The organism is Kocuria sp. 2SI, assembly GCF_005502825.1.
Taxonomy (GTDB): Bacteria; Actinomycetota; Actinomycetes; order Actinomycetales; family Micrococcaceae; genus Kocuria; species Kocuria palustris.
This window is the reverse complement of record NZ_SCNB01000006.1, coordinates 88783-113452: the sequence shown is the minus strand read 5'-3', so window position 1 is coordinate 113452 and position 24670 is coordinate 88783. Positions and strand designations below refer to the sequence as shown.

The 24670-nt window shown below is 69.2% G+C and carries 29 protein-coding genes and 1 pseudogene; all 30 read left to right on the top strand.

The window, feature by feature from the left end:
* Positions 1 to 30: 30 nt before the first annotated feature.
* A pseudogene (locus FFS25_RS14120) lies at positions 31 to 1624 on the top strand (neutral/alkaline non-lysosomal ceramidase N-terminal domain-containing protein); the annotation flags it as partial.
* Between the two features lie 24 nt (positions 1625 to 1648).
* Positions 1649 to 2167, top strand: coding sequence for a neutral/alkaline non-lysosomal ceramidase C-terminal domain-containing protein (locus FFS25_RS14115; RefSeq protein WP_350870377.1), 519 nt, complete (start codon positions 1649 to 1651; stop codon positions 2165 to 2167).
* A 30-nt stretch (positions 2168 to 2197) separates the two neighbouring features.
* Complete coding sequence (locus tag FFS25_RS05305) at positions 2198 to 2971, top strand: IclR family transcriptional regulator (RefSeq protein ID WP_058871818.1); 774 nt, start codon at positions 2198 to 2200, stop codon at positions 2969 to 2971.
* 70 nt (positions 2972 to 3041) lie between these two features.
* On the top strand, positions 3042 to 4256 hold the full coding sequence (locus FFS25_RS05300) for a 4-hydroxybenzoate 3-monooxygenase (protein WP_082676995.1): 1215 nt from the start codon (positions 3042 to 3044) through the stop codon (positions 4254 to 4256).
* A gap of 232 nt (positions 4257 to 4488) precedes the next feature.
* On the top strand, positions 4489 to 5277 hold the full coding sequence (pcaH, locus tag FFS25_RS05295) for a protocatechuate 3,4-dioxygenase subunit beta (protein WP_249933782.1): 789 nt from the start codon (positions 4489 to 4491) through the stop codon (positions 5275 to 5277).
* Entirely contained in the window at positions 5270 to 5839 is a 570-nt protein-coding gene (pcaG, locus tag FFS25_RS05290) for a protocatechuate 3,4-dioxygenase subunit alpha (protein ID WP_137802138.1), read from the top strand. Before pcaH ends, pcaG begins: the two co-directional genes overlap by 8 nt.
* Positions 5840 to 5963: 124 nt before the next feature.
* Positions 5964 to 7451 carry a lyase family protein gene (locus FFS25_RS05285; protein ID WP_137802137.1) on the top strand — a complete coding sequence of 496 codons (1488 nt, stop codon included), beginning with the start codon at positions 5964 to 5966 and terminating at the stop codon, positions 7449 to 7451.
* The gene (pcaDC, locus tag FFS25_RS14110; RefSeq protein ID WP_137802136.1) at positions 7448 to 8806 is read left to right on the top strand and encodes a bifunctional 3-oxoadipate enol-lactonase/4-carboxymuconolactone decarboxylase PcaDC; all 1359 of its coding nucleotides are present in this window, start codon (positions 7448 to 7450) and stop codon (positions 8804 to 8806) included. The genes FFS25_RS05285 and pcaDC overlap by 4 nt, the downstream gene beginning before the upstream one ends.
* Positions 8803 to 10029 (top strand): thiolase family protein, encoded by a 1227-nt coding sequence (locus FFS25_RS05275; RefSeq protein ID WP_137802135.1) that lies wholly within the window; start codon positions 8803 to 8805, stop codon positions 10027 to 10029. Before pcaDC ends, FFS25_RS05275 begins: the two co-directional genes overlap by 4 nt.
* Positions 10030 to 10073: 44 nt before the next feature.
* Positions 10074 to 10757, top strand: coding sequence for a 3-oxoacid CoA-transferase subunit A (locus tag FFS25_RS05270; protein WP_137802134.1), 684 nt, complete (start codon positions 10074 to 10076; stop codon positions 10755 to 10757).
* A 115-nt stretch (positions 10758 to 10872) separates the two neighbouring features.
* Positions 10873 to 11532, top strand: a complete 660-nt coding sequence (locus tag FFS25_RS05265) for a CoA-transferase (RefSeq protein ID WP_137802133.1) — start codon at positions 10873 to 10875, stop codon at positions 11530 to 11532.
* A gap of 14 nt (positions 11533 to 11546) precedes the next feature.
* The gene (locus FFS25_RS05260) at positions 11547 to 12410 is read left to right on the top strand and encodes an IclR family transcriptional regulator domain-containing protein (RefSeq protein WP_137802132.1); all 864 of its coding nucleotides are present in this window, start codon (positions 11547 to 11549) and stop codon (positions 12408 to 12410) included.
* 262 nt (positions 12411 to 12672) lie between these two features.
* Positions 12673 to 13047, top strand: coding sequence for a 30S ribosomal protein S12 (gene rpsL, locus FFS25_RS05255; RefSeq protein WP_006213513.1), 375 nt, complete (start codon positions 12673 to 12675; stop codon positions 13045 to 13047).
* Positions 13047 to 13517 (top strand): 30S ribosomal protein S7, encoded by a 471-nt coding sequence (rpsG, locus tag FFS25_RS05250; protein ID WP_006213512.1) that lies wholly within the window; start codon positions 13047 to 13049, stop codon positions 13515 to 13517. The genes rpsL and rpsG overlap by 1 nt, the downstream gene beginning before the upstream one ends.
* 87 nt (positions 13518 to 13604) lie before the next feature.
* Positions 13605 to 15719 carry an elongation factor G gene (fusA, locus tag FFS25_RS05245; RefSeq protein ID WP_137802131.1) on the top strand — a complete coding sequence of 705 codons (2115 nt, stop codon included), beginning with the start codon at positions 13605 to 13607 and terminating at the stop codon, positions 15717 to 15719.
* Between the two features lie 211 nt (positions 15720 to 15930).
* Entirely contained in the window at positions 15931 to 17121 is a 1191-nt protein-coding gene (gene tuf, locus FFS25_RS05240) for an elongation factor Tu (protein ID WP_058871808.1), read from the top strand.
* Between the two features lie 524 nt (positions 17122 to 17645).
* Positions 17646 to 17954: a 30S ribosomal protein S10 gene (gene rpsJ / locus FFS25_RS05235; RefSeq protein WP_006213509.1), complete on the top strand. Its 309-nt coding sequence runs from the start codon at positions 17646 to 17648 to the stop codon at positions 17952 to 17954.
* Between the two features lie 17 nt (positions 17955 to 17971).
* A complete protein-coding gene (rplC, locus tag FFS25_RS05230; protein WP_024289929.1) occupies positions 17972 to 18628 on the top strand; it encodes a 50S ribosomal protein L3 in 657 nt (218 codons plus the stop codon).
* A gap of 5 nt (positions 18629 to 18633) precedes the next feature.
* Positions 18634 to 19260, top strand: coding sequence for a 50S ribosomal protein L4 (gene rplD, locus FFS25_RS05225; protein WP_006213507.1), 627 nt, complete (start codon positions 18634 to 18636; stop codon positions 19258 to 19260).
* Positions 19257 to 19559, top strand: coding sequence for a 50S ribosomal protein L23 (gene rplW, locus FFS25_RS05220; protein WP_006213506.1), 303 nt, complete (start codon positions 19257 to 19259; stop codon positions 19557 to 19559). Before rplD ends, rplW begins: the two co-directional genes overlap by 4 nt.
* A gap of 33 nt (positions 19560 to 19592) precedes the next feature.
* Positions 19593 to 20432 (top strand): 50S ribosomal protein L2, encoded by an 840-nt coding sequence (gene rplB, locus FFS25_RS05215; protein WP_058871806.1) that lies wholly within the window; start codon positions 19593 to 19595, stop codon positions 20430 to 20432.
* A 12-nt stretch (positions 20433 to 20444) separates the two neighbouring features.
* Positions 20445 to 20726 carry a 30S ribosomal protein S19 gene (rpsS, locus tag FFS25_RS05210; RefSeq protein WP_006213504.1) on the top strand — a complete coding sequence of 94 codons (282 nt, stop codon included), beginning with the start codon at positions 20445 to 20447 and terminating at the stop codon, positions 20724 to 20726.
* Between the two features lie 52 nt (positions 20727 to 20778).
* Positions 20779 to 21144: a 50S ribosomal protein L22 gene (rplV, locus tag FFS25_RS05205; protein WP_006213503.1), complete on the top strand. Its 366-nt coding sequence runs from the start codon at positions 20779 to 20781 to the stop codon at positions 21142 to 21144.
* Complete coding sequence (rpsC, locus tag FFS25_RS05200) at positions 21145 to 21963, top strand: 30S ribosomal protein S3 (protein ID WP_058871805.1); 819 nt, start codon at positions 21145 to 21147, stop codon at positions 21961 to 21963.
* The gene (rplP, locus tag FFS25_RS05195; protein ID WP_006213501.1) at positions 21963 to 22379 is read left to right on the top strand and encodes a 50S ribosomal protein L16; all 417 of its coding nucleotides are present in this window, start codon (positions 21963 to 21965) and stop codon (positions 22377 to 22379) included. Before rpsC ends, rplP begins: the two co-directional genes overlap by 1 nt.
* 30 nt (positions 22380 to 22409) lie before the next feature.
* Positions 22410 to 22634 (top strand): 50S ribosomal protein L29, encoded by a 225-nt coding sequence (rpmC, locus tag FFS25_RS05190; protein ID WP_006213500.1) that lies wholly within the window; start codon positions 22410 to 22412, stop codon positions 22632 to 22634.
* On the top strand, positions 22631 to 22918 hold the full coding sequence (rpsQ, locus tag FFS25_RS05185; protein WP_006213499.1) for a 30S ribosomal protein S17: 288 nt from the start codon (positions 22631 to 22633) through the stop codon (positions 22916 to 22918). The genes rpmC and rpsQ overlap by 4 nt, the downstream gene beginning before the upstream one ends.
* Positions 22919 to 23387: 469 nt before the next feature.
* Positions 23388 to 23759: a 50S ribosomal protein L14 gene (rplN, locus tag FFS25_RS05180; RefSeq protein ID WP_006213498.1), complete on the top strand. Its 372-nt coding sequence runs from the start codon at positions 23388 to 23390 to the stop codon at positions 23757 to 23759.
* Complete coding sequence (gene rplX, locus FFS25_RS05175) at positions 23759 to 24103, top strand: 50S ribosomal protein L24 (protein WP_006213497.1); 345 nt, start codon at positions 23759 to 23761, stop codon at positions 24101 to 24103. Before rplN ends, rplX begins: the two co-directional genes overlap by 1 nt.
* Positions 24103 to 24663, top strand: a complete 561-nt coding sequence (gene rplE, locus FFS25_RS05170) for a 50S ribosomal protein L5 (RefSeq protein WP_006213496.1) — start codon at positions 24103 to 24105, stop codon at positions 24661 to 24663. The genes rplX and rplE overlap by 1 nt, the downstream gene beginning before the upstream one ends.
* Positions 24664 to 24670: the final 7 nt, after the last annotated feature.

Below are 24670 nucleotides of genomic sequence, written 5' to 3'. Positions count from 1 at the left end.
CGATCGGCGGCACTTCGGCGCTGAGCTGAGATGCCGCCGCGAGATCGGACCCGGACGCTGAGCGTCCCAGGCGGAAGCCCCGTCCCTGCACCTGCAGGGGCGGGGCTTCCGCCATCCCCCGATCATGACGCCGCACGGTCCACTCACGAGGCGACATCCGGCGCGCCCTCCGCCCGTCGTTCCGCTCGCTCCCAGCGCAGCGCCGTCGAGACCGCGTCGAGCCCCCGGCGTCGGGCGCGGGCCGAGGCCGACAGCGAGGGCTTCAGCGGCCCGTCGCGCAGGCAGGTCGGGCTGGGTGCCCTCGGTGCTGCGGCGGCTCCCGGCGGCGAGGGGGACGGCCGCTTCCTGAGCGGACGCGTGGTGCGTGACATCACCGGCAGGCTCGCCGGGGTGGGCTTTCTGGGCTACGGGTCCACGAGCAAGCTGGGGCTCGGCGTCCACATTCGCCAGCACGCCCGCGCCTTCGTCATCCAGGACCCGGCCGACGGCTCGCACATGGCGCTGGTCGCAGGCCACGGTCAGCCTGGGAGCCGCTCACACCCATGCCACTCCGGGCGGCGCCGGAGTCGACGAGCTGCAGAACATCACCACGCTGGGCTTCCAGCCCCAGGTCTTCGAGGCGCAGGTCGAGGGCATCGTGGCCGCAGACGCCGACCGGGCGGAGGGCAGACTGCGAGTGAGCCGCTCGGAGCTGGCCGATGCGGGGGTCAACCGGTCCATGGAGGCCTTCCGCCTGAACCCCGAGGAGCTGCGCTCGGCGCTGCCCGACGGCCTGGACACCTCCTCGACCACGCTGCGGATGGAGCGCGGGGGAGCGGTCGACGCCGTCGTGAACTGGTACGCGACCCACAGCACCTCGCTGACGAACACCAACCGCCTGGTCTCGGAGGACAACAAGGGCTGCGCCGAGTACGCCCTCGAGCGCCTGGACCACGGCGTGCACCTCACGGCGCAGCAGCGAGCGGAGTTCGTGGGGGCGTTCGCCAACTCGAACTCCGGCGACATCAGCCCGAACCTGAACCTGAGCCCGGGCAGCGGGCCCACCGACGACGAGTTCGAGAACACGCGGGAGATCGGCACGCGCCAGGCCGATGCCGTGCGCTCCCAGCTCGCCTCGGCGGGGGACCCGGTGGGCTCGGGGGTCGCCAGCCGCATCACCTACGTGGACATGCGCGGCTATCAGGTGCGACCGGAGTTCTCCGGCACGGGACGCACCGAGCGCACGGGCTGGGCGATCCTGGGCACGGCCTTCGGCGCCGGATCCCAGGAGGACGGCCCGGGCCCGAGCATCTTCAGCGAGGGGCTGTGGAACAACCCCTTCTCGGCCACGCTGGCTTCATGGCGCTATCGGGTCGACCGCTACGAGGCGGCCATCCAGGCGCCCAAGTCCACCCTGCTGTCCGTCGGGGCCATGGGCTGGGTCCAGCAGCAGGTCCCGGTGCAGCTGATCCGCCTGGGCCGGCTGTGGCTGGCGGTCATGCCCGGCGAGGTCACGGCCGCCGTGGGTGTGATGTACCGCAGGGCGGTCGCTGAGGCCACCGGCGCGCAGGAGCGCGATGTCATCATCCAGGCGACCTCCAACGGCTGCACGCACTACGTCACGACGCGCTGGGAGTACGAGTCGCAGCAGTACGAGGGCGGGGCCACGATCTACGGCAAGCACTCGGCGGCCGCGTACTGCCAGATCCTCGACGGGCTGGCCCGGGCGATTGTCGACGACACGGAGGTGGCCCTGGGCCCCGTTCCGCGGGATGAGTCGGCCACGGCGCTGCGCTCCCTGCAGGGAGCCGACGGCGCGGACCTGCCCATGCCGATGCGGGCCTTCGGCGATGTCTGGACGCAGCCGGTCGACGTCACCGCCGGGCAGGTCGCCCGCGCCGTGTTCGTGGGGGCGAATCCGAACAACAACGTCCGCCACGGCGGCTCCTACCTGGTGCTCGAGCGCCAGGTGGACGGCGCCTGGCAGCGCTTCCGCGACGACCAGGACTTCGACCCCCGGTTCCGCTGGGAGGACAAGCTGTTCTGGCGCTCGCTGGTGACCCTCGAGTGGACCGTGCCCGCAGGCGCTGCCGGCACCTACCGCTTCGTCTACCAGGGCGACCGCCGCACCGGTCTCGGGAGGATCCTGCCGATCACGGCGACCAGCCGGGCCTTCACCGTCCGCTGATCCTGGCCCGAGCGGGGGAGAATCCGGGACATGGCCAATTCGTCCTCCGGAGACTCCGTGCTCGTGCGCCTCGACCGGGTGCTGGCCGCCTTCGGGCGCGACCAGCCCCGGCTGACCTCCGCGCAGATCGCGCGCCGCACGGGCCTGCCCCCGGCCACCGCCCATCGCCTGTGCGCCGATCTGGCGGCAGCCGGCTGGCTGACGCGCGGGGCGGGGGGCTCCTACTCGGTGGGGACCCGGCTGTGGGAGCTGGCCACCCGGTCGGCCCCGGAGACCTCCTTGGCGGCGGCGGCCGCGCCGTTCCTGCACGGGGTCCAATCGGCGCTGCGACAGCATGTCCAGCTCGGCCGGATCCAGGGCGACGAGGTCCTGTTCGTGCAGCGGCTCTCCCAGCCCGGCACCCGCCCCATCAGCTCCGCGGTGGCGGGGAGGCTTCCGCTGCACCTCTCGGCGACCGGACTGGTGCTGCTGGCGGGGCTGCCCGAGGCGCAGCGCCGCGACCACGCCCGACGCGTGCTCGAGCGCGGCGAGCAGCTGCCGCAGGGTGGGCCCGAGCAGCTCGAGCAGGTGCTGCGCGAGATCCGCGCGAGCGGTCACTGCGTGCAGACCGGCAATCTGGAGCCGGATCGCACAGGGATCGCCGTGCCCGTCCACGCCGCCGACGGCTCGGTGATCGCAGGTCTCGGCATCGTCGCCGATCGAGCCCTGGCCCCGGTGGATCCCTCCGCCGTCGTGCAGGCGCTGCACACGGCCGCCCACGGCATCGCTCGCGCGGTCGAAGGACCGGATCATCCCGTTGAATGAGCAGTATGTGGCGCAGGCCTCGCGGTGCGCCTGAGACTGTGCGCACGACCGTTCGCCAGGAGGACATCCCGTGAGCCAGAACCCCGCGCAGCCCGCATCGGCTGCACCCATCCTCGAGACCCAGGTCGCGATCGTCGGCGCCGGCCCCGCCGGGCTGATGCTCGCGCACCTGCTGCGTCGCGAGGGCCTCGAGACGATCGTGATCGAGAAGCGCGACCCGGAGACGATCCGGTCCACGCACCGCGCCGGGATCCTGGAGGCCGGCACCGTGGACATGCTGGTGGACTCCGGCGTCGACGGCCGAGTCCTCACCGAGGGCCACGAGCACGAGGGCACGTCCCTGCGCTTCGAGGGCCGCAGCCATCACATCGACTTCCAGGAGGCCGTCGGGCGCTCGGTGTGGCTCTACCCGCAGAACGAGGTGTTCTGGGACCTCAAGGAGGCCTTCGAGCGCGACGGCGGCACGGTCTTCTGGTCGGTCGACGACGTCGCCGTCCATGACGTCGAGTCGGATCGCCCGGGGGTCACGTTCGTCGATGCCGAGGGGGCGGCGCGCGAGATCCGCTGCCGGATCCTGGTGGGCGCCGACGGCTCCCGCTCCGTGTGCCGCAAGGCGATTCCTGAGGACGTGCGCACGGATCACTACACCGAATACCCGTTCGCCTGGTTCGGCATCCTGTGCCAGGCTCCGCCGAGCCACCACGAGCTGATCTACACCCGCTCGGAGTCCGGGTTCGCGCTGATCTCCCAGCGCTCGGACGACGTCCAGCGGATGTACTTCCAGTGCGACCCCTCGGAGGATCCCGGCGACTGGTCGGACGAGCAGATCTGGGCCCGGCTGCAGGAGTGCGTCTCCGGCCCGGACGGCTTCCGCTTGCAGGAGGGGCCGATCATCGACAAGACGGTCCTGCCCTTCCGCTCCTACGTGTGCGAGCCGCTGCGCCACGGCTCCCTCGTGCTCGTGGGCGATGCCGGGCACACCGTCCCTCCGACAGGCGCCAAGGGCCTGAACCTCGCCTTCTGCGACGTCCGCGTCCTGGCCCCGGCCCTCGTGGCACTGCTGCGCGACGGCGACGAGCGGCCGCTGGCCGGCTACTCGGCCGCGGCGCTGGAGCGCGTGTGGAAGGCGCAGAACTTCTCGTACTGGGTCACCCGCATGCTGCACAGCAGCTCCGAGGACTCCGAGTTCGACTCCCGCCGCCAGCTCGGCGAGCTGCACGCGATCACGGACTCGCCGTACGGCCGGGCGTACTTCGCCGACTCCTACACGGGCTGGCAGGCCTGAGCGGGCGCTGAAGCCCACGGTGCGCCGTCGCCGGCGCACCCCCATACCCAGGTCCGGCGACGGACCGCGCTCCGATCACCTTGTGTGCGCTATGCGCACAAGTGTTCATTTTCGGAGTGACGCACGTTATCCTCAGGTGCTGGAGAGCACGGGCAGCAGCCCTGGGGATGACGGGGCCGCGGGGCGACCCTGCGGTAGCACCTCTACTGCCCGGCTGATGAAGGAGATGACCATGGCGGACACCCCCGTCTCGTCCTCGGACGCGGCAGCGGATTCCCAGTCGGTCCTGAGCGCGGAGATGGACGCGATCTCGGAGAGCTATGCGGCTTCCGGATCCGTCGAGTCCCAGCCTCGACTCGACTACGCGCCCTATCGCAGCTCGGTCCTGCGCCACCCCACCAAGGACCTGCATCACGCGGATCCGGAGACCGTCGAGCTGTGGGCCCCGGCCTTCGGCCCCCGCGACGTCCACGCCCTCGAGTCGGATCTCACGATCCAGGACAAGGGCGAGCCCATCGGCGAGCGGATCACGATCAGCGGGCGCGTGCTCGACGGCGAGGGCCGGCCGGTGCGCCGCCAGCTGGTGGAGATCTGGCAGGCCAATGCGGCGGGCCGGTACATCCACAAGCGCGATCAGCACCCGGCTCCGATCGACCCGAACTTCACCGGGGTGGGCCGCTGCCTGACCGGCGACGACGGCTCGTACTCGTTCACCACGATCAAGCCGGGCCCGTACCCGTGGAAGAACCACTACAACGCGTGGCGTCCGGCTCACGTGCACTTCTCGCTGTTCGGCACGGAGTTCACCCAGCGCATGGTGACCCAGATGTACTTCCCGGGCGATCCCCTGTTCGCCCTGGACCCGATCTACCAGGCGATCGTCGACCCCAAGGCGCGCGATCGCCTGGTGGCGAACTACGACCACGACCTCTCGGCCCACGAGTGGTCGCTGGGCTACAAGTGGGACATCGTGCTCACCGGAACCCACCGCACGCTCATGGAGGAGGACACCGATGTCTGAGCAGCTGACACCCACGCCCGGTCAGACCGTCGGCCCCTTCTACGGCTACGCCCTGCCGTTCGACGGCGGGGAGAACCTGGTGGATCGGACGCATCCCCAGGCCGTGCGCCTGCACGGGGTCGTCTACGACGGGAACGGCGATCCTGTGCCGGACTCCCTGCTGGAGATCTGGCAGGCGGATGAGAACGGTCGGATCTCGCAGGAGCCAGGCTCCCTGATCTGCGACGGCTACACCTTCACGGGCTTCGGCCGGCAGGCCGTGGACAACGTGGGGGCGTACTCGTTCACCACGGTGGCCCCCGGGCCCACGGAGCCCGGGGCGGCCCCGTTCATCGCCATGACGGTCTTCGCTCGCGGTCTGCTCAACCGGCTCTTCACCCGGATCTACCTCCCCGAGGATCAGGAGGCCCTGCAGCGGGACCCGCTGCTGTCCTCGGTGCCTGCGGATCGGCGCGAGACCCTGATCGCACGCCGCGAGCAGGACGGCTCGCTGCGCTTCGACGTCCGCCTGCAGGGCGAGGCGGAGACCGTCTTCCTGCGCTACCCGCAGCACGCGGACTGAGCAGCACGGGTCCGGGTCGACGTTCATCGTCGGTCCGGACCTGCGGCTGCGCGGGGAATCAGCCCGCGCGGCCGCTCCCGGATCATCTCGAGAACATCGCGACGACAGGACCACGACGAGACGCATGGCAGCACAGGACGCCGAGTACGGCCTGCTGGTCCCCGGAGCCCATCGGGCGCGGGGGCTCACCGGTGATTGGCACGTCCTGCGCTGCCTGGTGCGCGCCGAGACCGCGTGGGTCGCGGCCCAGGCGGATCTCGGGCTGGTGCCGGGACGCGCCGCAGAGGCCGCCGCCCAGGTCCTCTCGGATGAGGTGATGGAGCGCTCCTTCGATCTGGTGGATCTGGCGGAGCGCAGCGAGCTCGGCGGGAATCCGGTGATCCCCATGCTCGCCGATCTGCGCGCGGCGGTCCGGGAGATCGACCCTCAGGCCGTCGGCGCCGTGCACCGGGGGCTGACCAGCCAGGACGTCCTGGACACCGCCCTGATGCTGGTGCTCCGGGAGGCCGTGCAGCGCCTCGAGGACTCCCTGGCCCAGGCGGAGTCGGCGCTGGCGGTCCTGGCTCAGCGCCATCGCGGGGACCTCTGCGCGGCGCGCACCCTGACCCAGCACGCGCTGCCCACGACCTTCGGTCTGCGCTGCGCGCAGTGGCTCGAGGGGCTGGTGGATGCCCACGAGCGGCTGGAGCGGCTGCGCACCCCGGTGGCCATCGGCGGCGCCGCCGGCACACTCGCCGGACCCCGTGCTCTGTTCCCGCAGCAGGATGTTCTCCCGCAGGGCGGCGACGCCTCTGCGGAGGCCTCCGAGCAGGTCCTGCAGCTGCACGCCGCATGGGCCGCGCAGCTGGGGCTGGATCATGCCCCCCATGTCTGGCACACCTCTCGTCAGCCCGTCCTGGATGCCGGTGCCGCGCTGGGCAGTCTCTGCGCGGCCATCGGCAAGATCGCCGACGACGTCCTGCTGCTCTCGCGCCCGGAGCTGGGCGAGCTGCGCGAGCCCACGGGTCCGGGCCGGGGCGTCTCCTCGGCCATGCCGCAGAAGCAGAACCCGGTGCTCTCGGTCCAGCTCAAGCGCACGGCGCTGAGCGCCCCGCAGCTGCTCGCCGCACTGTTCACCGCGGCCTCGACCTCGGTCGACGAGCGCCCGGACGGTTCCTGGCACGTCGAATGGCCAGCGCTGCAGCAGCTGCTTCGACTGAGCCTGACGGCGTGCTCCCAGCTGACGGAACTTGCCCAGGGGCTGCGCGTGGATGTCGAGCGCATGGAGGAGAACCTGCGCGCCTCGGGGCCGGCGCTGCTCTCCGAGCGGATCGTCACGGCGCTGAAGCCTGCGGTGCAGGAGGCGGACGGGGCCACGGGAGCCCAGCGCATCCAGGCCGTGCTGGCCCGGGCCGGTGCGGATGTCGAGGCAGCCGTCGACGGCCTGGCGGAGATCACGGGGGAGGGCCGCGACGCCCAGGGGCATGCCCTCGACCGGCAGCGGCTGCAGCAGCTGTGCGACCCGCGCGGCTATCTCGGCGCGGCCGATCTGCTGATCGATCGGGCTCTTGCGCGCCAGGACGAGCGAGAGGCGCTGCCCGGCGGCGGCGCCAGAACAGGAGAGGACTCATGAGCGTTCCGAGCATCCGCCTCGTGGAGATGACCGAGCCCGCTGCGGCGCAGGCGCAGCAGCGGCCCGTGCTGTTGCTCGGCCCGGCGCTGGGCACGGCTCTCGTCCCGCTGTGGGGCGGGGTCGTGCGCGAGCTGGCGGGGCAGTTCCGCGTCATCGGCTGGGAGCTGCCCGGCCACGGAGGCGCACCGGCAGGCGCCGACGACTTCTCGATCCAGGAGCTCGCCCAGGGCGTTCTGGCCGCCGTGGATGCGGTCGAGGAGCTCCCGGCCGAATCCCCGTTCTGGTATGCGGGCTGCTCCGTGGGCGGGGCCGTGGGGCTGCAGCTGCTGGTCGATGCGCCGCAGCGCGTCCGCGGCGCCGTCGTCACCGCCTCCGCCCCGCAGCTGGGCGATCCCGAGCAGTGGCGCGAGCGCGCGGCCCTGGTGGAGGCCGCGGGAACTCCCACGCAGGTCATCGGCAGTGCGCAGCGCTGGCTCACCCAGGACTTCATCGAGCGCGATGCCGCCGCCGGCACCGGGATCACCACGGGGCTGCTGCACGCGCTGCAGTCCGCCGACCGCCACGGCTACGCCCAGGTGTGCCGTGCGATCGCCGCGTTCGATCTCACCGACCGACTGGGGGAGATCGCTGCCCCGGTGATCGCCGTGGCCGGCGAGCAGGACCCCTCGGTCGAGCCGCAGGCGGTGCGGGACTGGGCGCAGCAGGTGCCCGGTGCGCGCTTCGAGCTGATCGAGCAGGCCGCGCACATGATCCCCGCCCAGCAGCCGGCCGCGCTCGCCGGGCTGATCAGGGAGCTGGCAGCGCAGTCGCCGGGCTCCGCGTCGACCGATCCGCTGCGGCGTGAAGGGGCGCCGTCCTCGGTCGGCGACTCGGCTCAGGCGCCGGCACCACGCGCGGGCGGCGACCGCACCGCCTCCCAGGCGCACGCCGACGGCATGCGGGTGCGCCGCGAGGTCCTCTCCGACGCCCACGTGGATCGCTCGGAGGCCAACAAGGACGAGTTCACGGCCGAATGGCAGGACTTCATCTCCCGCTACGCCTGGGGGGAGATCTGGACCCGTCCGGGCCTGGACCGGCCCATGCGCAGCGCCATCACGCTGACCGCCCTGATCGCAGCGGGGCACTGGGGCGAGTTCGAGATGCACGTGCGCGCAGCGCTTCGCAACGGGCTGACCCGCGAGCAGATCAAGGAGATCCTGCTGCAGAGCTCGATCTACCTCTCGGTGCCCTCCGCCAACAACGCCTTCTCCCATGCCAAGGCGGTCTTCGACCGTCTGGACGCGGAGGCCGACAGCGCCTCCGCGCCCGCCACGACAGACCGAGCTTCATCAGACGACGAAGGAGTCACCTCATGAGCACCTCAGCCAGCGGCCGCCAGGACGCCTACATCTACGACGCCGTGCGCACCCCGTTCGCCAAGATCGGCGGCGCCCTGTCCGGCCACCGCCCCGACGACCTCGCAGCGCTCGTGGTGCGCACCATGGTCGAGCGTGCCGAGGGCCTGGACCCGGAGAGCATCGACGAGGTCGTGTTCGGCAACGCCAACGGTGCCGGCGAGGAGAACCGCAACGTCGCCCGCATGGCCACGCTGCTGGCAGGTCTGCCCACCTCGCTGCCGGGCACCACGGTCAACCGCCTGTGCGGCTCCTCCCTGGACGCCGCCATGATGGCCTCGCGCCAGATCGAGGTCGATGAGGCCGATCTGATGCTCGTGGGCGGCGTCGAGTCCATGTCGCGCGCCCCTTGGGTCCTGCCCAAGACCGAACGTCCGTTCCCCATGCAGGACCTGCACCTGGCCAACACCACGCTGGGCTGGCGGCTGGTCAACCCGGAGATGCCGGATGCCTGGACCGTCTCGCTGGGGGAGGCGACCGAGCAGCTGCGCGAGAAGCACGGGATCACCCGTGAGGAGCAGGACGTCTTCTCGGCGCGCTCCCACCAGCTGGCCGCGAAGGCCTGGGACGAGGGCCGCTACGACGACCTCACCGTGACCGTGAAGGCCAACTCCAAGCGCGGCAGCGACGTCACCCGCGACGAGACCGTCCGCGCAGATTCCACCCCGGAGACGCTCGGCGGGCTGCGCACCGTGTTCCGCAAGGACAACGGCACGGTCACCGCGGGCAACGCCTCGCCCATGAACGACGGCGCCTCCGCCGCGTGGCTCGGCTCCGAGAAGGCCGCCGATCTGCTGGGGCGCACGCCGCTGGCGCGCATCGCCGGGCGCGGTGCAGCCGCCAACGAGCCGCAGTTCTTCGGCGAGGCTCCCGTCGAGGCCGCGAACCTGGCGCTGAAGCGCGCCGGCATCGGCTGGGGAGATGTCAGCGCCGTCGAGCTCAACGAGGCCTTCGCCGCCCAGTCGCTGGCGTGCATCCGCCAGTGGGGGATCGAGGAGACCATCGTCAACGCGTGGGGCGGTGCCATCGCCATCGGCCACCCGCTCGGCGCCTCCGGCACCCGAGTGCTGGGAACGCTGGCCCGCCGTCTTCAGGCCGAGGGCGGCCGCTGGGGCGTGGCCTCGCTGTGCATCGGCGTGGGGCAGGGCCTGGCCGTCGTGCTCGAGAACACCGACGCCGCCTGAGCCCGGCGCACCAGAGACCGAACGATCATTCGCAAGGAGTGAGCATGCTGAGCATCGTGGACACCGCGGCCCAGGCCGTCGAGCAGATCGAGGACGGCTCAACCGTCATGATCGGAGGCTTCGGGGTGGCGGGTCAGCCCGTCGAGCTGATCGACGCCCTGATCGAGCAGGGCGCGAAGGACCTCACCGTCGTCAACAACAACGCGGGCAACGGCGACGTCGGGCTGGCCAAGCTGATCCAGCTGGGGCGGGTGAAGAAGATCATCTGCTCCTTCCCGCGCCAGTCGGACTCGTGGCACTTCGACGAGAAGTACCACGCCGGCGAGATCGAGCTGGAGGTCGTCCCGCAGGGCAACCTCGCGGAGCGCATCCGCGCCGCGGGTGCCGGCATCGGTGCGTTCTTCACGCCCACCGGCTACGGCACGCCGCTGGCCGAGGGCAAGGAGGTCCGCGAGTTCGACGGCCGCCATCAGGTCCTCGAGTACCCGATCATCGCCGACTACGCCCTGACCAAGGCGCACACCGCCGACACCGCGGGCAACCTCACCTACCGCAAGACGGCGCGCAACTTCGGCCCGATCATGGCGGCAGCGGCCAAGACGTCGATCGTGCAGGTCTCGGAGATCGTGGAGCGCGGCCAGATGGATCCGGAGTCCGTGGTGACGCCGGGCATCTACGTCGACACCGTGGTGCGCATCCAGGCTCCGCAGACTCCCGACGCGGGTTGAGCCCGCACCTCGGATCAGGGCACGGGTGCCGCGCGGGCGCCCGCCCCGGTCCACTCCCCGCAGCAGACACGCCACCGCAGCGGCAGCCAGGCCGCGCAGAGAGCGAGACACGACCATGAGCACTCCCCAGACCCAGGATGCGGCGCTGGACAACCAGCAGCTCGCCGAGCTCGTCGCCCGCGACATCCCGGCCGGCGCCTATGTGAACCTCGGGATCGGCCAGCCCACGCTGGTCTCCGACTACCTCACCCCCGAGGACGACGTCACCCTCCACACGGAGAACGGCATGCTCGGCATGGGCGGGGCCGCCCACGGCGAGGACATCGACCTCGACCTGATCAACGCCGGCAAGATCCCGGTCGTGGAGACCGACGGCTGCTCGTACTTCCACCACGCGGACTCGTTCGCCATGATGCGCGGCGGCCACCTCGACTGCTGCGTGCTGGGCGCGTTCCAGGTGGACCGCAACGGCAACCTCGCCAACTGGAGCACGGGCAAGCCCGGCGCCATCCCGGCCGTGGGCGGAGCCATGGACTTGGCCACCGGCGCCAAGCAGACGTTCGTGATGATGGACCTGCGCACCAAGAAGGACCAGCCCAAGCTGGTCGAGCAGTGCGACATGCCCCTGACAGGCGTCGGCTGCGTCTCGCGCGTGTACACCGACCGTGCGGTCTTCCTCATCGAGGGAGACGGCCGAGTGGTCGTGCGCGAGACCTTCGGGGCCACGTTCGAGCAGATCCAGCAGCTCGTGCCTTTCCCGCTCGAGCAGGCCTGAGGACAGCAGCGGCTATGAAAGCCGAAGGGCCGGGAGGGGCTGAGCTCGCGACCGGCGCACCGCAGCGCTCGAGCACGGACGTCGTGCAGTCCCTGGCTCGGGGTCTCGGTGTCATCACCGCCTTCGACGCCGGGCGACCTCGGATGACGCTGTCCGAGGTCGCCCGGCGCAGGGGCCTTTCCCGGGCGACGGCGCGCAGGCTCCTGCTGACGCTCGAGCAGCTGGGCTACGTGCGCACCGACGGCCGCGACTTCGAGCTCACCGCCAAGGTCCTCGAGCTCGGCTACGCCTACCTCTCCGCGCTGAGTCTGCCGGAGATCGCCGCCCCGCACCTGCGCCGGCTCTCCGAGACCGTGGGGGAGTCCACCTCGGTGGCCGTGCTGGACGGCCCGGACATCGTCTACGTGGCCCGGGTCCAGGCCCGGCACATCATGAATGTCGCGATCTCGGTGGGTACGCGCTTCCCGGCGCATGCGACCTCCATGGGCCGCGTGCTGCTCAGCGAGCTTCCCGACGACCAGGTCCGCGCTCGCTGCGAGGCCGCTCTGGCTCATCCGCCGGCCCGTCGCACCGTCACGACCCTCGACGGACTGCGCCATCGCCTGGCCGAGGTGCGCCGCAGCGGGTGGGCGGACGTGGACCAGGAGCTCGAGGCCGGGCTGCGCTCGGTGGCCGTGCCGATCCGGGACGCCCGGGGGCAGATCACCGCCGCGGTCAACGTCTCTATGCGCGTGGGCGCCACGGAGGAGCACGAGGATCCGCTGCGTGCGATCCTCCCGGCGCTGCGCGAGTGCGCAGGCGCCATCCAGCAGGACCTGGCCGCGTCCGGGGCGGGTGGGCACCAGGACCCTGCCATCGCGGCGCGCGGAGGCGTCTGATACACTAGCCGGGATTGGCTCGACCATCCGTGGTCGCTTCCAGTGGCAGGTATGGACTCCGTCCTCAGGCACGCAGGGTGTGCCCGAATGCCACTTTTTGTCATGCCTTGAGGGTCTCGCCCCTGCTGCCCGCAGCGATCGCATCGTCGATCTCCTGCAGCACCCCTCGAGGTATCGGCCGCGGGTCCGCGTCGAGCGGCCCATGGCAGGCCTATCCACCAACGTCGCGCGCCGCACCGGCGCGCCACCATCAGGAGACGATGTGCCCACTATCCAGCAGCTGGTCCGCAAGGGCCGCACCCCGAAGGTCGTGAAGACCAAGGCGCCGGCCCTCCAGGGCAGCCCCATGAAGCGCGGCGTCTGCACCCGCGTGTACACGACCACGCCCAAGAAGCCGAACTCCGCGCTGCGCAAGATCGCGCGCGTGCGCCTGAACAACGGGGTCGAGGTCACGGCCTACATCCCCGGTGAGGGCCACAACCTGCAGGAGCACTCCATCGTGCTCGTGCGCGGCGGCCGAGTGAAGGACCTCCCCGGCGTCCGCTACCGCATCGTGCGCGGCGCCCTCGACACCCAGGGCGTCAAGGGTCGCGGCCAGGCCCGCTCCCGCTACGGCGTGAAGAAGGAGAAGAAGTAATGCCTCGTAAGGGTCCCGCCCCCAAGCGCCCGCTCGTCGTCGACCCGGTCTACGGATCCCCGGTCGTCACGCAGCTGATCAACAAGGTCCTCCAGGACGGCAAGAAGTCCACCGCCGAGCGCATCGTCTACGGCGCGCTGGCCGGTGTCGAGCGCAAGTCCGGCGAGGAGCCGGTCGCCACGCTCAAGAAGGCCCTGGAGAACATCAAGCCGGCCCTCGAGGTCCGCTCCCGCCGCGTCGGCGGCGCCACCTACCAGGTGCCGATCGAGGTCCGCGCGGGCCGTTCCCAGGCACTGGCCCTGCGCTGGCTCGTCGGCTACTCCAAGGCCCGTCGCGAGAACACCATGACCGAGCGTCTGATGAACGAGATCCTGGACGCCTCGAACGGTCTGGGCGCCGCTGTGAAGCGTCGCGAGGACACTCACAAGATGGCCGATTCGAACAAGGCCTTCGCCCACTACCGCTGGTAATTCCGGCTCCGCTGGTAGCATCGGCTCGGTCTGCCGCCCCTCATCGGGGGCGGCAGACCGCCGGGAACACCTCAGAAGGGACTCACCGTGGCACAAGACGTGCTTACCGACCTGAAGAAGGTCCGCAACATCGGCATCATGGCGCACATCGACGCCGGCAAGACCACCACCACCGAGCGCATCCTGTTCTACACGGGCATCAACCACAAGCTCGGTGAGACCCATGAGGGTGCGTCCACGATGGACTGGATGGCTCAGGAGCAGGAGCGTGGCATCACGATCACCTCCGCGGCCACCACCTGCTTCTGGGACGGCAACCAGATCAACATCATCGACACCCCGGGCCACGTGGACTTCACGGTCGAGGTCGAGCGCTCCCTGCGCGTCCTCGACGGCGCCGTCGCCGTCTTCGACGGCAAGGAGGGCGTCGAGCCCCAGTCGGAGACCGTCTGGCGCCAGGCGGACAAGTACGACGTGCCCCGCATCTGCTTCGTCAACAAGATGGACAAGCTGGGCGCGGACTTCTACTTCACCGTCGACACCATCATCAACCGCCTCAAGGCCAAGCCGCTGGTCATGCAGCTGCCGATCGGCTCGGAGAGCGACTTCGTGGGCGTCGTGGACCTGGTCCACATGAAGGCCCTGGTGTGGGAGGGCGACTCCAAGGGAGACGTCTCCCTGGGCGCCTCGTACAAGACCGAGGAGATCCCCGCGGATCTCCAGGAGCGCGCCGAGCAGTACCGCGCCGAGCTGGTCGAGAACGTGGCCGAGGCCGATGACGAGCTCATGGAGAAGTACCTCGGCGGCGAGGAGCTGACGATCGATGAGATCAAGGCCGGCGTCCGCAAGCTGACCATCGCCTCGGAGGCCTACCCGGTCTTCTGCGGCTCCGCGTTCAAGAACCGCGGCGTGCAGCCGATGCTCGACGCCGTCGTGGACTACCTGCCCTCGCCGTTCGACGTCGACGACGTCCAGGGCCACTCGGTGCGCGACGAGGACGAGATCATGACCCGTCCGGCCGATCGCACCGCTCCGTTCTCCGCTCTGGCCTTCAAGGTCGCTGCGCACCCGTTCTACGGCCAGCTGACCTACACCCGCGTCTACTCGGGCACGGCCAAGGCCGGCGAGCAGGTCCTGAACTCGACCAAGTCCAAGAAGGAGCGCATCGGCAAGCTGTTCCAGATGCACTCCAACAAGGAGAACCCGGTCGAGGAGATCCAGGCCGGTCACATCTACGCGATCATCGGCCTGAAGGACACCACCACGGGCGACACCCTGTGCGATGCGGCCAACCCGATCGTGCTGGAGTCCATGTCCTTCCCGGCTCCCGTGATCTTCGTGGCCATCGAGCCCAAGACCAAGGGCGACCAGGAGAAGCTCTCCACCGCCATCCAGAAGCTCTCCGCTGAGGATCCGACCTTCACGGTCTCCCTCAACGAGGAGACCGGTCAGACCGAGATCGGCGGCATGGGCGAGCTGCACCTGGACATCCTGGTGGATCGCATGAAGCGTGAGTTCCGCGTCGAGGCGAACGTGGGCAAGCCCCAGGTCGCCTACCGCGAGACCATCAAGAAGTCCGTCGAGAAGGTCGACTACACCCACAAGAAGCAGACCGGCGGCTCCGGTCAGTTCGCCAAGGTGCAGGTCTCCTTCGAGCCGATCGACCTCGAGGCCGAGGAGCTCTACGAGTTCGACAACGCCGTCACCGGCGGTCGCATCCCGCGCGAGTACATCCCGTCGGTGGACGCCGGAATCCAGGACGCCATGCAGCTCGGCGTGCTGGCCGGCTACCCGGTCGTGGGCGTCAAGGCCACGCTGCTCGACGGCGCCTACCACGACGTCGACTCCTCGGAGATGGCGTTCAAGATCGCCGGCTCCATGGTCTTCAAGGAGGGCGCCAAGCGCGCCAACCCGGTTCTGCTCGAGCCGACCATGGCCGTCGAGGTCCGCACGCCCGAGGAGTACATGGGTGATGTCATCGGCGACCTGAACTCGCGCCGCGGCATGATCCAGTCCATGGAGGACGTCTCCGGGATCAAGCTCGTCAAGGCCAGCGTCCCGCTGTCCGAGATGTTCGGATACATCGGCGACCTGCGCTCCAAGACGCAGGGCCGCGCGGTGTACTCGATGTCCTTCGACTCCTACACGGAGGTCCCGAAGAACGTCGCCGAGGAGATCATCCAGAAGAACCGCGGCGAGTGATCCGTCGGCGGCTTCCTTGTGAGGAGCCGCCGACGGCCCCACGGCCGCGATCGCGGGCCCGCAGCCGACCCCGAGCCGGGCGGGCCCGCCGCACCGACCGATTTCTCACCCCCAACCAGCCCGACTACACTTGCAGAGGATTCCGCCCGCTGAGCGCCTCTGCACGCGTCAAGGGCGAGCAAGTTCGCATCATTCTCTAGGAGGAACCACCATGGCGAAGGCCAAGTTCGAGCGCAGCAAGCCGCACGTCAACATCGGCACCATCGGTCACGTCGACCACGGCAAGACCACGCTGACCGCTGCGATCTCCAAGGTCCTGGCCGACAAGTACCCGGACCTCAACGAGGCCCGCGACTTCGGCGGCATCGACTCCGCTCCGGAGGAGCGCCAGCGCGGCATCACGATCAACATCTCGCACATCGAGTACCAGACCGAGGCGCGCCACTACGCCCACGTCGACGCTCCCGGCCACGCCGACTACGTCAAGAACATGATCACCGGCGCGGCGCAGATGGACGGCGCAATCCTCGTGGTCGCCGCCACCGACGGCCCCATGGCCCAGACCCGCGAGCACGTCCTGCTCGCCCGCCAGGTCGGCGTGCCGACCCTGATGGTCGCGCTGAACAAGTCGGACATGGTCGATGACGAGGAGCTGCTGGACCTCGTCGAGATGGAGGTCCGCGAGCTGCTCTCGGACCAGGAGTTCGACGGCGACAACGCTCCGGTCGTGCGCGTCTCGGCTCTGAAGGCCCTCGAGGGCGACCCCGAGTGGGTTGCCAAGATCGAGGAGCTCATGCAGGGCGTCGACGAGTTCATCCCGGACCCGGTCCGCGACACCGATAAGCCCTTCCTCATGCCCGTCGAGGACGTCTTCACGATCACCGGCCGCGGCACCGTCGTGACCGGCCGTGCCGAGCGCGGCACCCTGCCGATCAACTCCGAGGTCGAGATCGTCGGCATCCGCCCGATCCAGAAGACCACGGTCACCGGCATCGAGATGTTCCACAAGCAGATGGACGAGGCCATGGCCGGCGAGAACTGCGGCCTGCTGCTGCGCGGCCTGAAGCGCGACGACGTCGAGCGCGGCCAGGTCGTCTGCAAGCCGGGTTCGATCACCCCGCACACGGACTTCGAGGCCAACGTGTACATCCTGTCCAAGGATGAGGGTGGGCGTCACAACCCCTTCTACACGAACTACCGCCCGCAGTTCTACTTCCGCACCACCGACGTCACCGGCGTCATCTCCCTGCCCGAGGGCACCGAGATGGTCATGCCCGGCGACAACACCGAGATGTCGGTCGAGCTCATCCAGCCGATCGCCATGGAGGAGGGCCTCGGCTTCGCCATCCGCGAGGGCGGCCGCACCGTGGGCTCCGGCAAGGTCACCAAGATCACCAAGTGATCATCGGCTGACTGATCCCGGACGCGGGCTCGCACGAGCCTGAGTCCCGGAAGCCTCGAAGGGCCCCGCACCGATCCGTCGGTGCGGGGCCCTTCGCCGTCCCCACCCGACAGTGGCGCTCCGCTGCTTCAGGCCGTCGCTCGAGCTGCGCGCGGCGGGAGAGCTGAGCCACATCGACGCACCCGGGGTTGCGGGGCATCCGAGGATCGTGGCAAGATGGACGGCGTTGTTCGCGCATCGGCGCTGCTCGCAGCGCACCGAACGATGCAGGGTCCGGCCTCCTGGCGAGGCCTGGGCCGCAGCGAACCCCTCTGAACGACCCTCCCGTGATCCGGGATCGATGCTGTCGTCTGCGCAGAGCGAATAGACGACACGCCCGACCCCGGGGGACGGTGCTCCGGCAGGCTGAGGAACCCGACGACGTCGGATTCAGCCCGTGCGGAGCGGCGCTGAAGGCAGCGCCACGCATAAGGAGCCTCGGCTCCGTCACAGGGAAGTACTTGAAGAAAGAGAGTCACGACGCCATGGCGGGACAGAAAATCCGCATCCGGCTGAAGTCCTATGACCACGAGGTCATCGACGTCTCGGCCCGCAAGATCGTCGAGACGGTGACCCGTGCCGGCGCAACCGTCGTCGGTCCGGTGCCGCTGCCGACCGAGAAGAACGTGTACACCGTGATCCGGTCGCCGCACAAGTACAAGGACAGCCGTGAGCACTTCGAGATGCGCACGCACAAGCGCCTGATCGACATCGTCGATCCCACGCCGAAGGCGGTCGACTCGCTCATGCGACTCGACCTGCCGGCCGATGTGAACATCGAAATCAAGCTCTGATAAGGACCGCAGACGCAATGACTACGACTTACGAACGCCAGATGAAGGGCATCCTGGGCACCAAGCTCGGCATGACCCAGGTCTGGGACGAGAACGGGAACCTGGTTCCCGTCACCGTGGTCCGGGCTGACACCAACGTTGTGACCCAGCTGCGGACCCCGGAGAACGACGGCTACTCCGCCGTCCAGATCGGCTACGGCCAGATCGACCCGCGCAAGGTGACCAAGCCCCTGGCCGGTCACTTCGAGAAGGCCGGCGTGACCCCGCGCCGCCACCTGGTCGAGCTGCGCACGTCGGATGCCGCCGAGTACTCCCTGGGCCAGGAGCTCTCCGTGGAGATCTTCGAGGCCGGCGCGCGCGTCGACGTCGTCGGCACCACCAAGGGCAAGGGCACCGCAGGTGTCATGAAGCGCCACGGCTTCGCCGGCGTCTCCGCCTCCCACGGTGCCCACAAGAACCACCGCAAGCCGGGCTCGATCGGCAATGCGTCCTACGCAGCGCGCGTCTTCAAGGGCATGCGCATGGCCGGCCGCATGGGCAACGAGCGCCACACCACCACGAACCTCAAGGTGCACGGTGTGGATGCCGAGAACTCCCTGCTGCTCATCAAGGGCGCCCTGCCGGGCGCCAAGGGTTCGGTCGTCCTCGTCCGCACCTCCGTGAAGGGAGCCTGATACTCATGGCAACTGAGACCATCAACGTGGACCTCCCCGCTGAGATCTTCGACGCCAAGTCCTCGGTGCCGCTGATGCACCAGGTCGTCGTGGCGCAGCTCGCGGCCGCCCGTCAGGGCACCCACAAGACCAAGACCCGCGCCGAGGTTTCCGGCGCCGGCCGCAAGCCCTTCAAGCAGAAGGGCACGGGCCGCGCCCGTCAGGGCTCCATCCGCGAGCCCCAGATGACCGGCGGCGGCATCGTGCACGGCCCGGTGCCGCGCGACTACTCGCAGCGCACGCCCAAGAAGATGAAGGCCGCCGCCCTGCGCGGTGCCCTGTCGGACCGTGCCCGTCACGGCCGCATCCACGTGGTGTCGACCCTCGTCGAGGGCACGACCCCGTCCACCGCAGCCGCCAAGGCCGCGCTGGCGGGTCTGACCTCGCGCAGGCACGCGCTCGTGGTGCTCTCGCGCCAGGATGACGTCGCCGCTCTGTCGGTGCGCAACCTGCAGAACGTGCACAGCATCTACGCGGATCAGCTGAACACCTACGACGTGCTGGTCAGCGACGACGTGGTCTTCACCAAGGATGCGTACGACGCATTCGTCGAGGCCGCCACGGCCGGCAAGAAGCAGGAGGACGCCAAGTGAGCGTGACCTACAAGGACCCCCGCGACGTCATCGTCGCTCCGGTGCTCTCCGAGAAGTCGTACTCCCTGATGGATCAGGGCCAGTACATCTTCCAGGTGACCCCGGATGCGAACAAGATCGAGATCCGCCAGGCCGTCGAGTCCATCTTCGACGTCAAGGTGGCCTCCGTGAACACGATCAACCGTGCCGGCAAGCGGAAGCGCACGCGCTTCGGCTGGGGGCAGCGCAACAGCACCAAGCGTGCTGTGGTGACGCTGTCCGAGGGCACCATCGACATCTTCGGCGGTTCCCAGGGCTGAGGCCCGGGAACAGAGTCAACGAGGAACTAGAACATGGCTATTCGCATTCACAAGCCCACGACGCCGGGCCGCCGCGGCTCGTCCGTCGCGGACTTCGCAGAGATCACGCGCTCGACCCCGGAGAAGTCCCTGCTGCGCCCGCTGCCCAAGAAGGGCGGACGCAACAACCTGGGTCGCATCACCACGCGCCACAAGGGCGGCGGGCACAAGCGCCAGTACCGCGTCATCGACTTCCGTCGCCATGACAAGGACGGCGTGGACGCCAAGGTCGCGCACATCGAGTACGACCCGAACCGCACCGCGCGCATCGCGCTGCTGCACTACGTGGACGGCACCAAGCGCTACATCCTGGCGCCCAAGCGCCTGACCCAGGGCAGCATCGTCGAGTCCGGTCCGTCGGCCGACATCAAGCCCGGCAACAACCTGCCGCTGCGCAACATCCCGGTCGGCACCACGCTGCACGCTGTGGAGCTGCGTCCGGGCGGCGGCGCCAAGCTGGCCCGCTCGGCCGGCGCCTCGGTGCAGCTCGTCGCCAAGGAGGGCAAGTACGGACAGCTCCGTCTGCCCTCCGGCGAGATCCGCAACGTCGACGTCCGCTGCCGCGCGACCGTCGGCGAGGTCGGCAATGCCGAGCAGTCCAACATCAACTGGGGCAAGGCCGGCCGCAACCGCTGGAAGGGCATCCGCCCGACCGTGCGCGGCGTCGTCATGAACCCGGTGGACCACCCGCACGGCGGTGGCGAGGGCAAGACCTCCGGCGGCCGTCACCCGGTCAACCCGAACGGCAAGCCCGAGGGTCGCACCCGTCGCCCCAACAAGGAGAGCGACAAGCTCATCGTCCGTCGCCGTCGCACCGGCAAGAACAAGCGCTGAGGAGCCTGAACCATGCCACGCAGCCTGAAGAAGGGCCCCTTCGTCGACCAGCACCTGTATCTCAAGGTGGCCAAGGAGAACGAGAAGGGCACCAAGAACGTCATCAAGACGTGGTCCCGTCGCTCGATGATCGTGCCGGACATGCTCGGCCACACCATCGCGGTGCACGACGGACGCAAGCACATCCCGGTGTTCGTCACCGAGTCCATGGTCGGTCACAAGCTCGGCGAGTTCGCGCCCACGCGCACCTACCGCGGCCACGTGAAGGACGACAGGAAGGGCAAGCGCCGCTGACCTTCTCAGGTCGCAGCGTTTGACTTCCCGATAAGACGAGAAGAGGAAAGCAATGGAAGCCAAGGCATCCGCGCGCTACGTTCGCGTGACGCCGATGAAGGCCCGGCGCGTCGTCAACCTGATCCGTGGCCAGCAGGCGCACGAGGCTCTGGCGATTCTGAAGTTCGCCCAGCAGGGCGCTTCCGAGCCGGTGTTCAAGGTCCTGTCCTCGGCGGTCGCCAATGCGCGACAGACCGCCGATCAGAAGGGACTGCCGTTCCGCGAGGAGGAGCTCGTCGTGAGCGAGGCCTTCGTGGACGAGGGTCCGACGATGAAGCGGTTCCGTCCGCGAGCCCAGGGCCGCGCGTTCCGCATCAACAAGCGCACGAGCCACATCACCCTGGTCGTGGCGACCCCGGAGAACGAGGAGGTCCGCTAAGTGGGACAGAAGATCAATCCCAACGGCTTCCGTCTGGGAATCACCACGGACCACGTCTCGCACTGGTTCACCGATTCCAACAAGGCGGGCCAGCAGTACAAGGACTATGTCCGCGAGGACATCATGATCCGCAAGCTCATGGACACCGGCATGGAGCGCGCCGGCATCTCGAAGGTCGATATCGAGCGCACCCGTGACCGCGTCCGCGTGGACATCCACACGGCGCGTCCGGGCATCGTCATCGGCCGCCGCGGCGCCGAGGCCGATCGCATCCGCGGCGAGCTCGAGAAGCTCACGGGCAAGCAGATCCAGCTGAACATCCTCGAGGTCAAGAACCCCGAGACCGATGCGCAGCTGGTCGCCCAGGGCGTCGCCGAGCAGCTCGCCTCGCGCGTGGCCTTCCGCCGCGCCATGAAGAAGTCCATCCAGTCGGCGCAGCGCGCCGGCGCGAAGGGCATCCGCATCCAGTGCGCCGGCCGTCTGGGCGGCGCCGAGATGTCCCGCTCGGAGTTCTACCGCGAGGGGCGCGTGCCCCTGCACACGCTCCGCGCGAACATCGACTACGGCTTCTTCGAGGCCAAGACCACCTTCGGCCGCATCGGCGTGAAGGTCTGGATCTACAAGGGCGACCTGACCTCCAAGGAGCTCGCAGCTCAGGAGGCGGCAGCCCAGTCCCGCGGCCGCGGCGGAGACCGTCGCGGCGGAGGCGCCGGCGATCGCCGTCGCCGTCCCGAGCGCACTGACCGCAATGATCGCGGTGGACGTCGTGGAGAGCGCTCCGGCGACGCCCCCGCAGCGAATGCAGAGGGTGGTAACTGATGCTCATCCCCCGTCGTGTGAAGCACCGCAAGCAGCACCACCCCAAGCGCGGTGGCACTGCGACCGGCGGCACCACGGTCTCCTTCGGAGACTGGGGCGTCCAGGCACTGACCCCGGCCTACGTCACCAACCGGCAGATCGAGGCGGCTCGTATCGCCATGACCCGCCACATCAAGCGCGGTGGCAAGGTCTGGATCAACATCTTCCCGGACCGTCCGCTGACCAAGCGCCCCGCTGAGACCCGCATGGGCTCCGGCAAGGGCTCGCCCGAGTGGTGGGTCGCCAACGTCAAGCCGGGTCGCGTGATGTTCGAGCTGGGCGGCGTGTCCGACGAGGTGGCCCGTGAGGCCCTTCGCCTGGCCATCCACAAGCTCCCGATGAAGGCGCGCATCGTGCGTCGCGAAGGCGGTGAATGATCAATGGCCGTTGGATCCAAGGATCTGAACATGGAGAAGCTCGTCGAGCTCGACGACGCCGCTCTCCAGTCCGAGCTGAAGAAGGCCAAGGAGGAGCTGTTCAACCTGCGCTTCCAGTCGGCCACGGGCCAGCTCGAGAGCAATGGCCGTCTGAAGGCCGTCAAGCGCGACATCGCGCGCATCTACACGGTGCTGCGTGAGCGCGAGCTGGGCATCCGCGGCGCAGCCGAGACCTCGAAGGATGGTGCCAAGTGACCGAGCAGCCTCAGAAGACCGCTGAGACCGACCAGCGCGGGGATCGCAAGACCCGCCGCGGCTACGTCGTCTCGGACAAGATGGACAAGACCGTCGTCGTGCAGCTGCAGGACAACGTCACCCATGCCCTCTACGGCAAGGTGATCCGCCGCACGCAGAAGGTCAAGGCCCACGACGAGGCCAACGAGTGCGGCGTGGGCGATCTCGTCCGCATCGCTGAGACCCGCCCGCTGTCGGCTCAGAAGAACTGGCGCATCGTGGAGATCGTCGAGAAGGCCAAGTGATCTGAGGCTCCCGCGCTGCGGGAGCCACATGGGACCCCGCCGCATGCGGGGCACCGCAGGGCTAGCGCCCCTTCACCGCTCGCGCGGGGGAGGGGCGCTTCGCCGTCCCCGCCGGCCGGTCCTGCCCGCCAGGACGTGATGCGGCTCAAGCCGTGATCCGCGTCCTGGCGCGGATCACGGCCTGTCGGTTGGGTGCCTCATGTGCTAGAGTCTCTCCCTTGTGTGGGCATCTCTATGCCCCCGACCCTCTGCCTTCCGTGCCAGCGCATAATGCTCGCGGCTTCGGCGCGCCTTCGGGCACACCGGCAAGACCACGAGTCCAGATGCTTCTGGCACGGTGCGGCGGAGCCCCTGCCGGGAGCGCCTCGCGCGGAGCCGGTGGAGGGGGATCCATCCGACGAACTGTTCCGCAAGGCCCGCCCCTGCTCTCGAAGGGTGCGAGAACCAGCGTGACGACAGGAGAGCAACAGTGATTCAGCAGGAGTCGCGACTCAAGGTCGCCGACAACACGGGTGCGAAGGAGATTCTCACCATCCGTGTCCTCGGCGGCTCTGGTCGACGCTACGCAGGCATCGGCGACACCATCGTCGCCACCGTGAAGGACGCCATTCCCGGCGGCAACGTCAAGCGCGGCGATGTCGTCAAGGCCGTCATCGTGCGCACGCGCAAGTCGCGTCGTCGCTCGGACGGCTCGTACATCCGCTTCGACGAGAACGCGGCCGTCATCCTCAAGTCCGAGGGCGGCGATCCGCGCGGCACGCGCATCTTCGGCCCGGTCGGGCGCGAGCTGCGCGACAAGAAGTTCATGAAGATCGTCTCCCTGGCACCGGAGGTGCTCTGATGCCCAAGTTCAAGATCAAGACCGGCGACCTGGTCCAGGTCATCACCGGCAAGAAGGAAAACAAGGGCAAGCAGGGCAAGGTCCTGCGTGTCATCACCGAGACCGAGCGTGTGGTCGTGGAGGGCGTCAATGTGATGACCCGTCACAAGCGCCCGACCATGCAGGGTGAGTCCGGCGGGATCGAGAAGGTCGAGGCCCCGATCCACATCTCGAATGTCGCCCTGGTCGATCCCGAGACCAACAAGCCGACCAAGGTCGGCTACCGCACCGAGACGGTGGAGCGCAACGGCCGGACGAAGACCGTGCGCGTCCGCGTCTCCAAGACCACCGGCAAGGATCTGTGATGACTGAGACCACCACCGCCCCGCGCTTCAAGACCAAGTACGACGAGGTCGTCGCGCCGGCGCTGCAGGAGCAGTTCGGCTACAAGAACGTCATGCAGATGCCGCGCATCACCAAGGTCGTCGTCAACATGGGCGTCGGAGATGCCGCCAAGGACTCCAAGCTCATCGACGGCGCCGTGCGCGACCTCACCGCGATCACCGGCCAGAAGCCGGTCATCAACCGCGCCCGCAAGTCCATCGCTCAGTTCAAGCTGCGTGAGGGCATGCCGATCGGCTGCCACACCACGCTGCGCGGCGAGCGCATGTGGGAGTTCCTGGATCGCCTCGTGACCCTGGCTCTGCCCCGCATCCGCGACTTCCGCGGTCTGTCGGACCGTCAGTTCGACGGCAACGGCAACTACACGTTCGGCCTGACCGAGCAGGCGATGTTCCACGAGATCGATCAGGACAAGATCGACCGCGTCCGCGGCATGGACATCACCGTGGTCACGACCGCCACCTCCGATGATGAGGGCCGCGCACTGCTCAAGGCGCTCGGCTTCCCCTTCAAGACCAACTGAACCACTA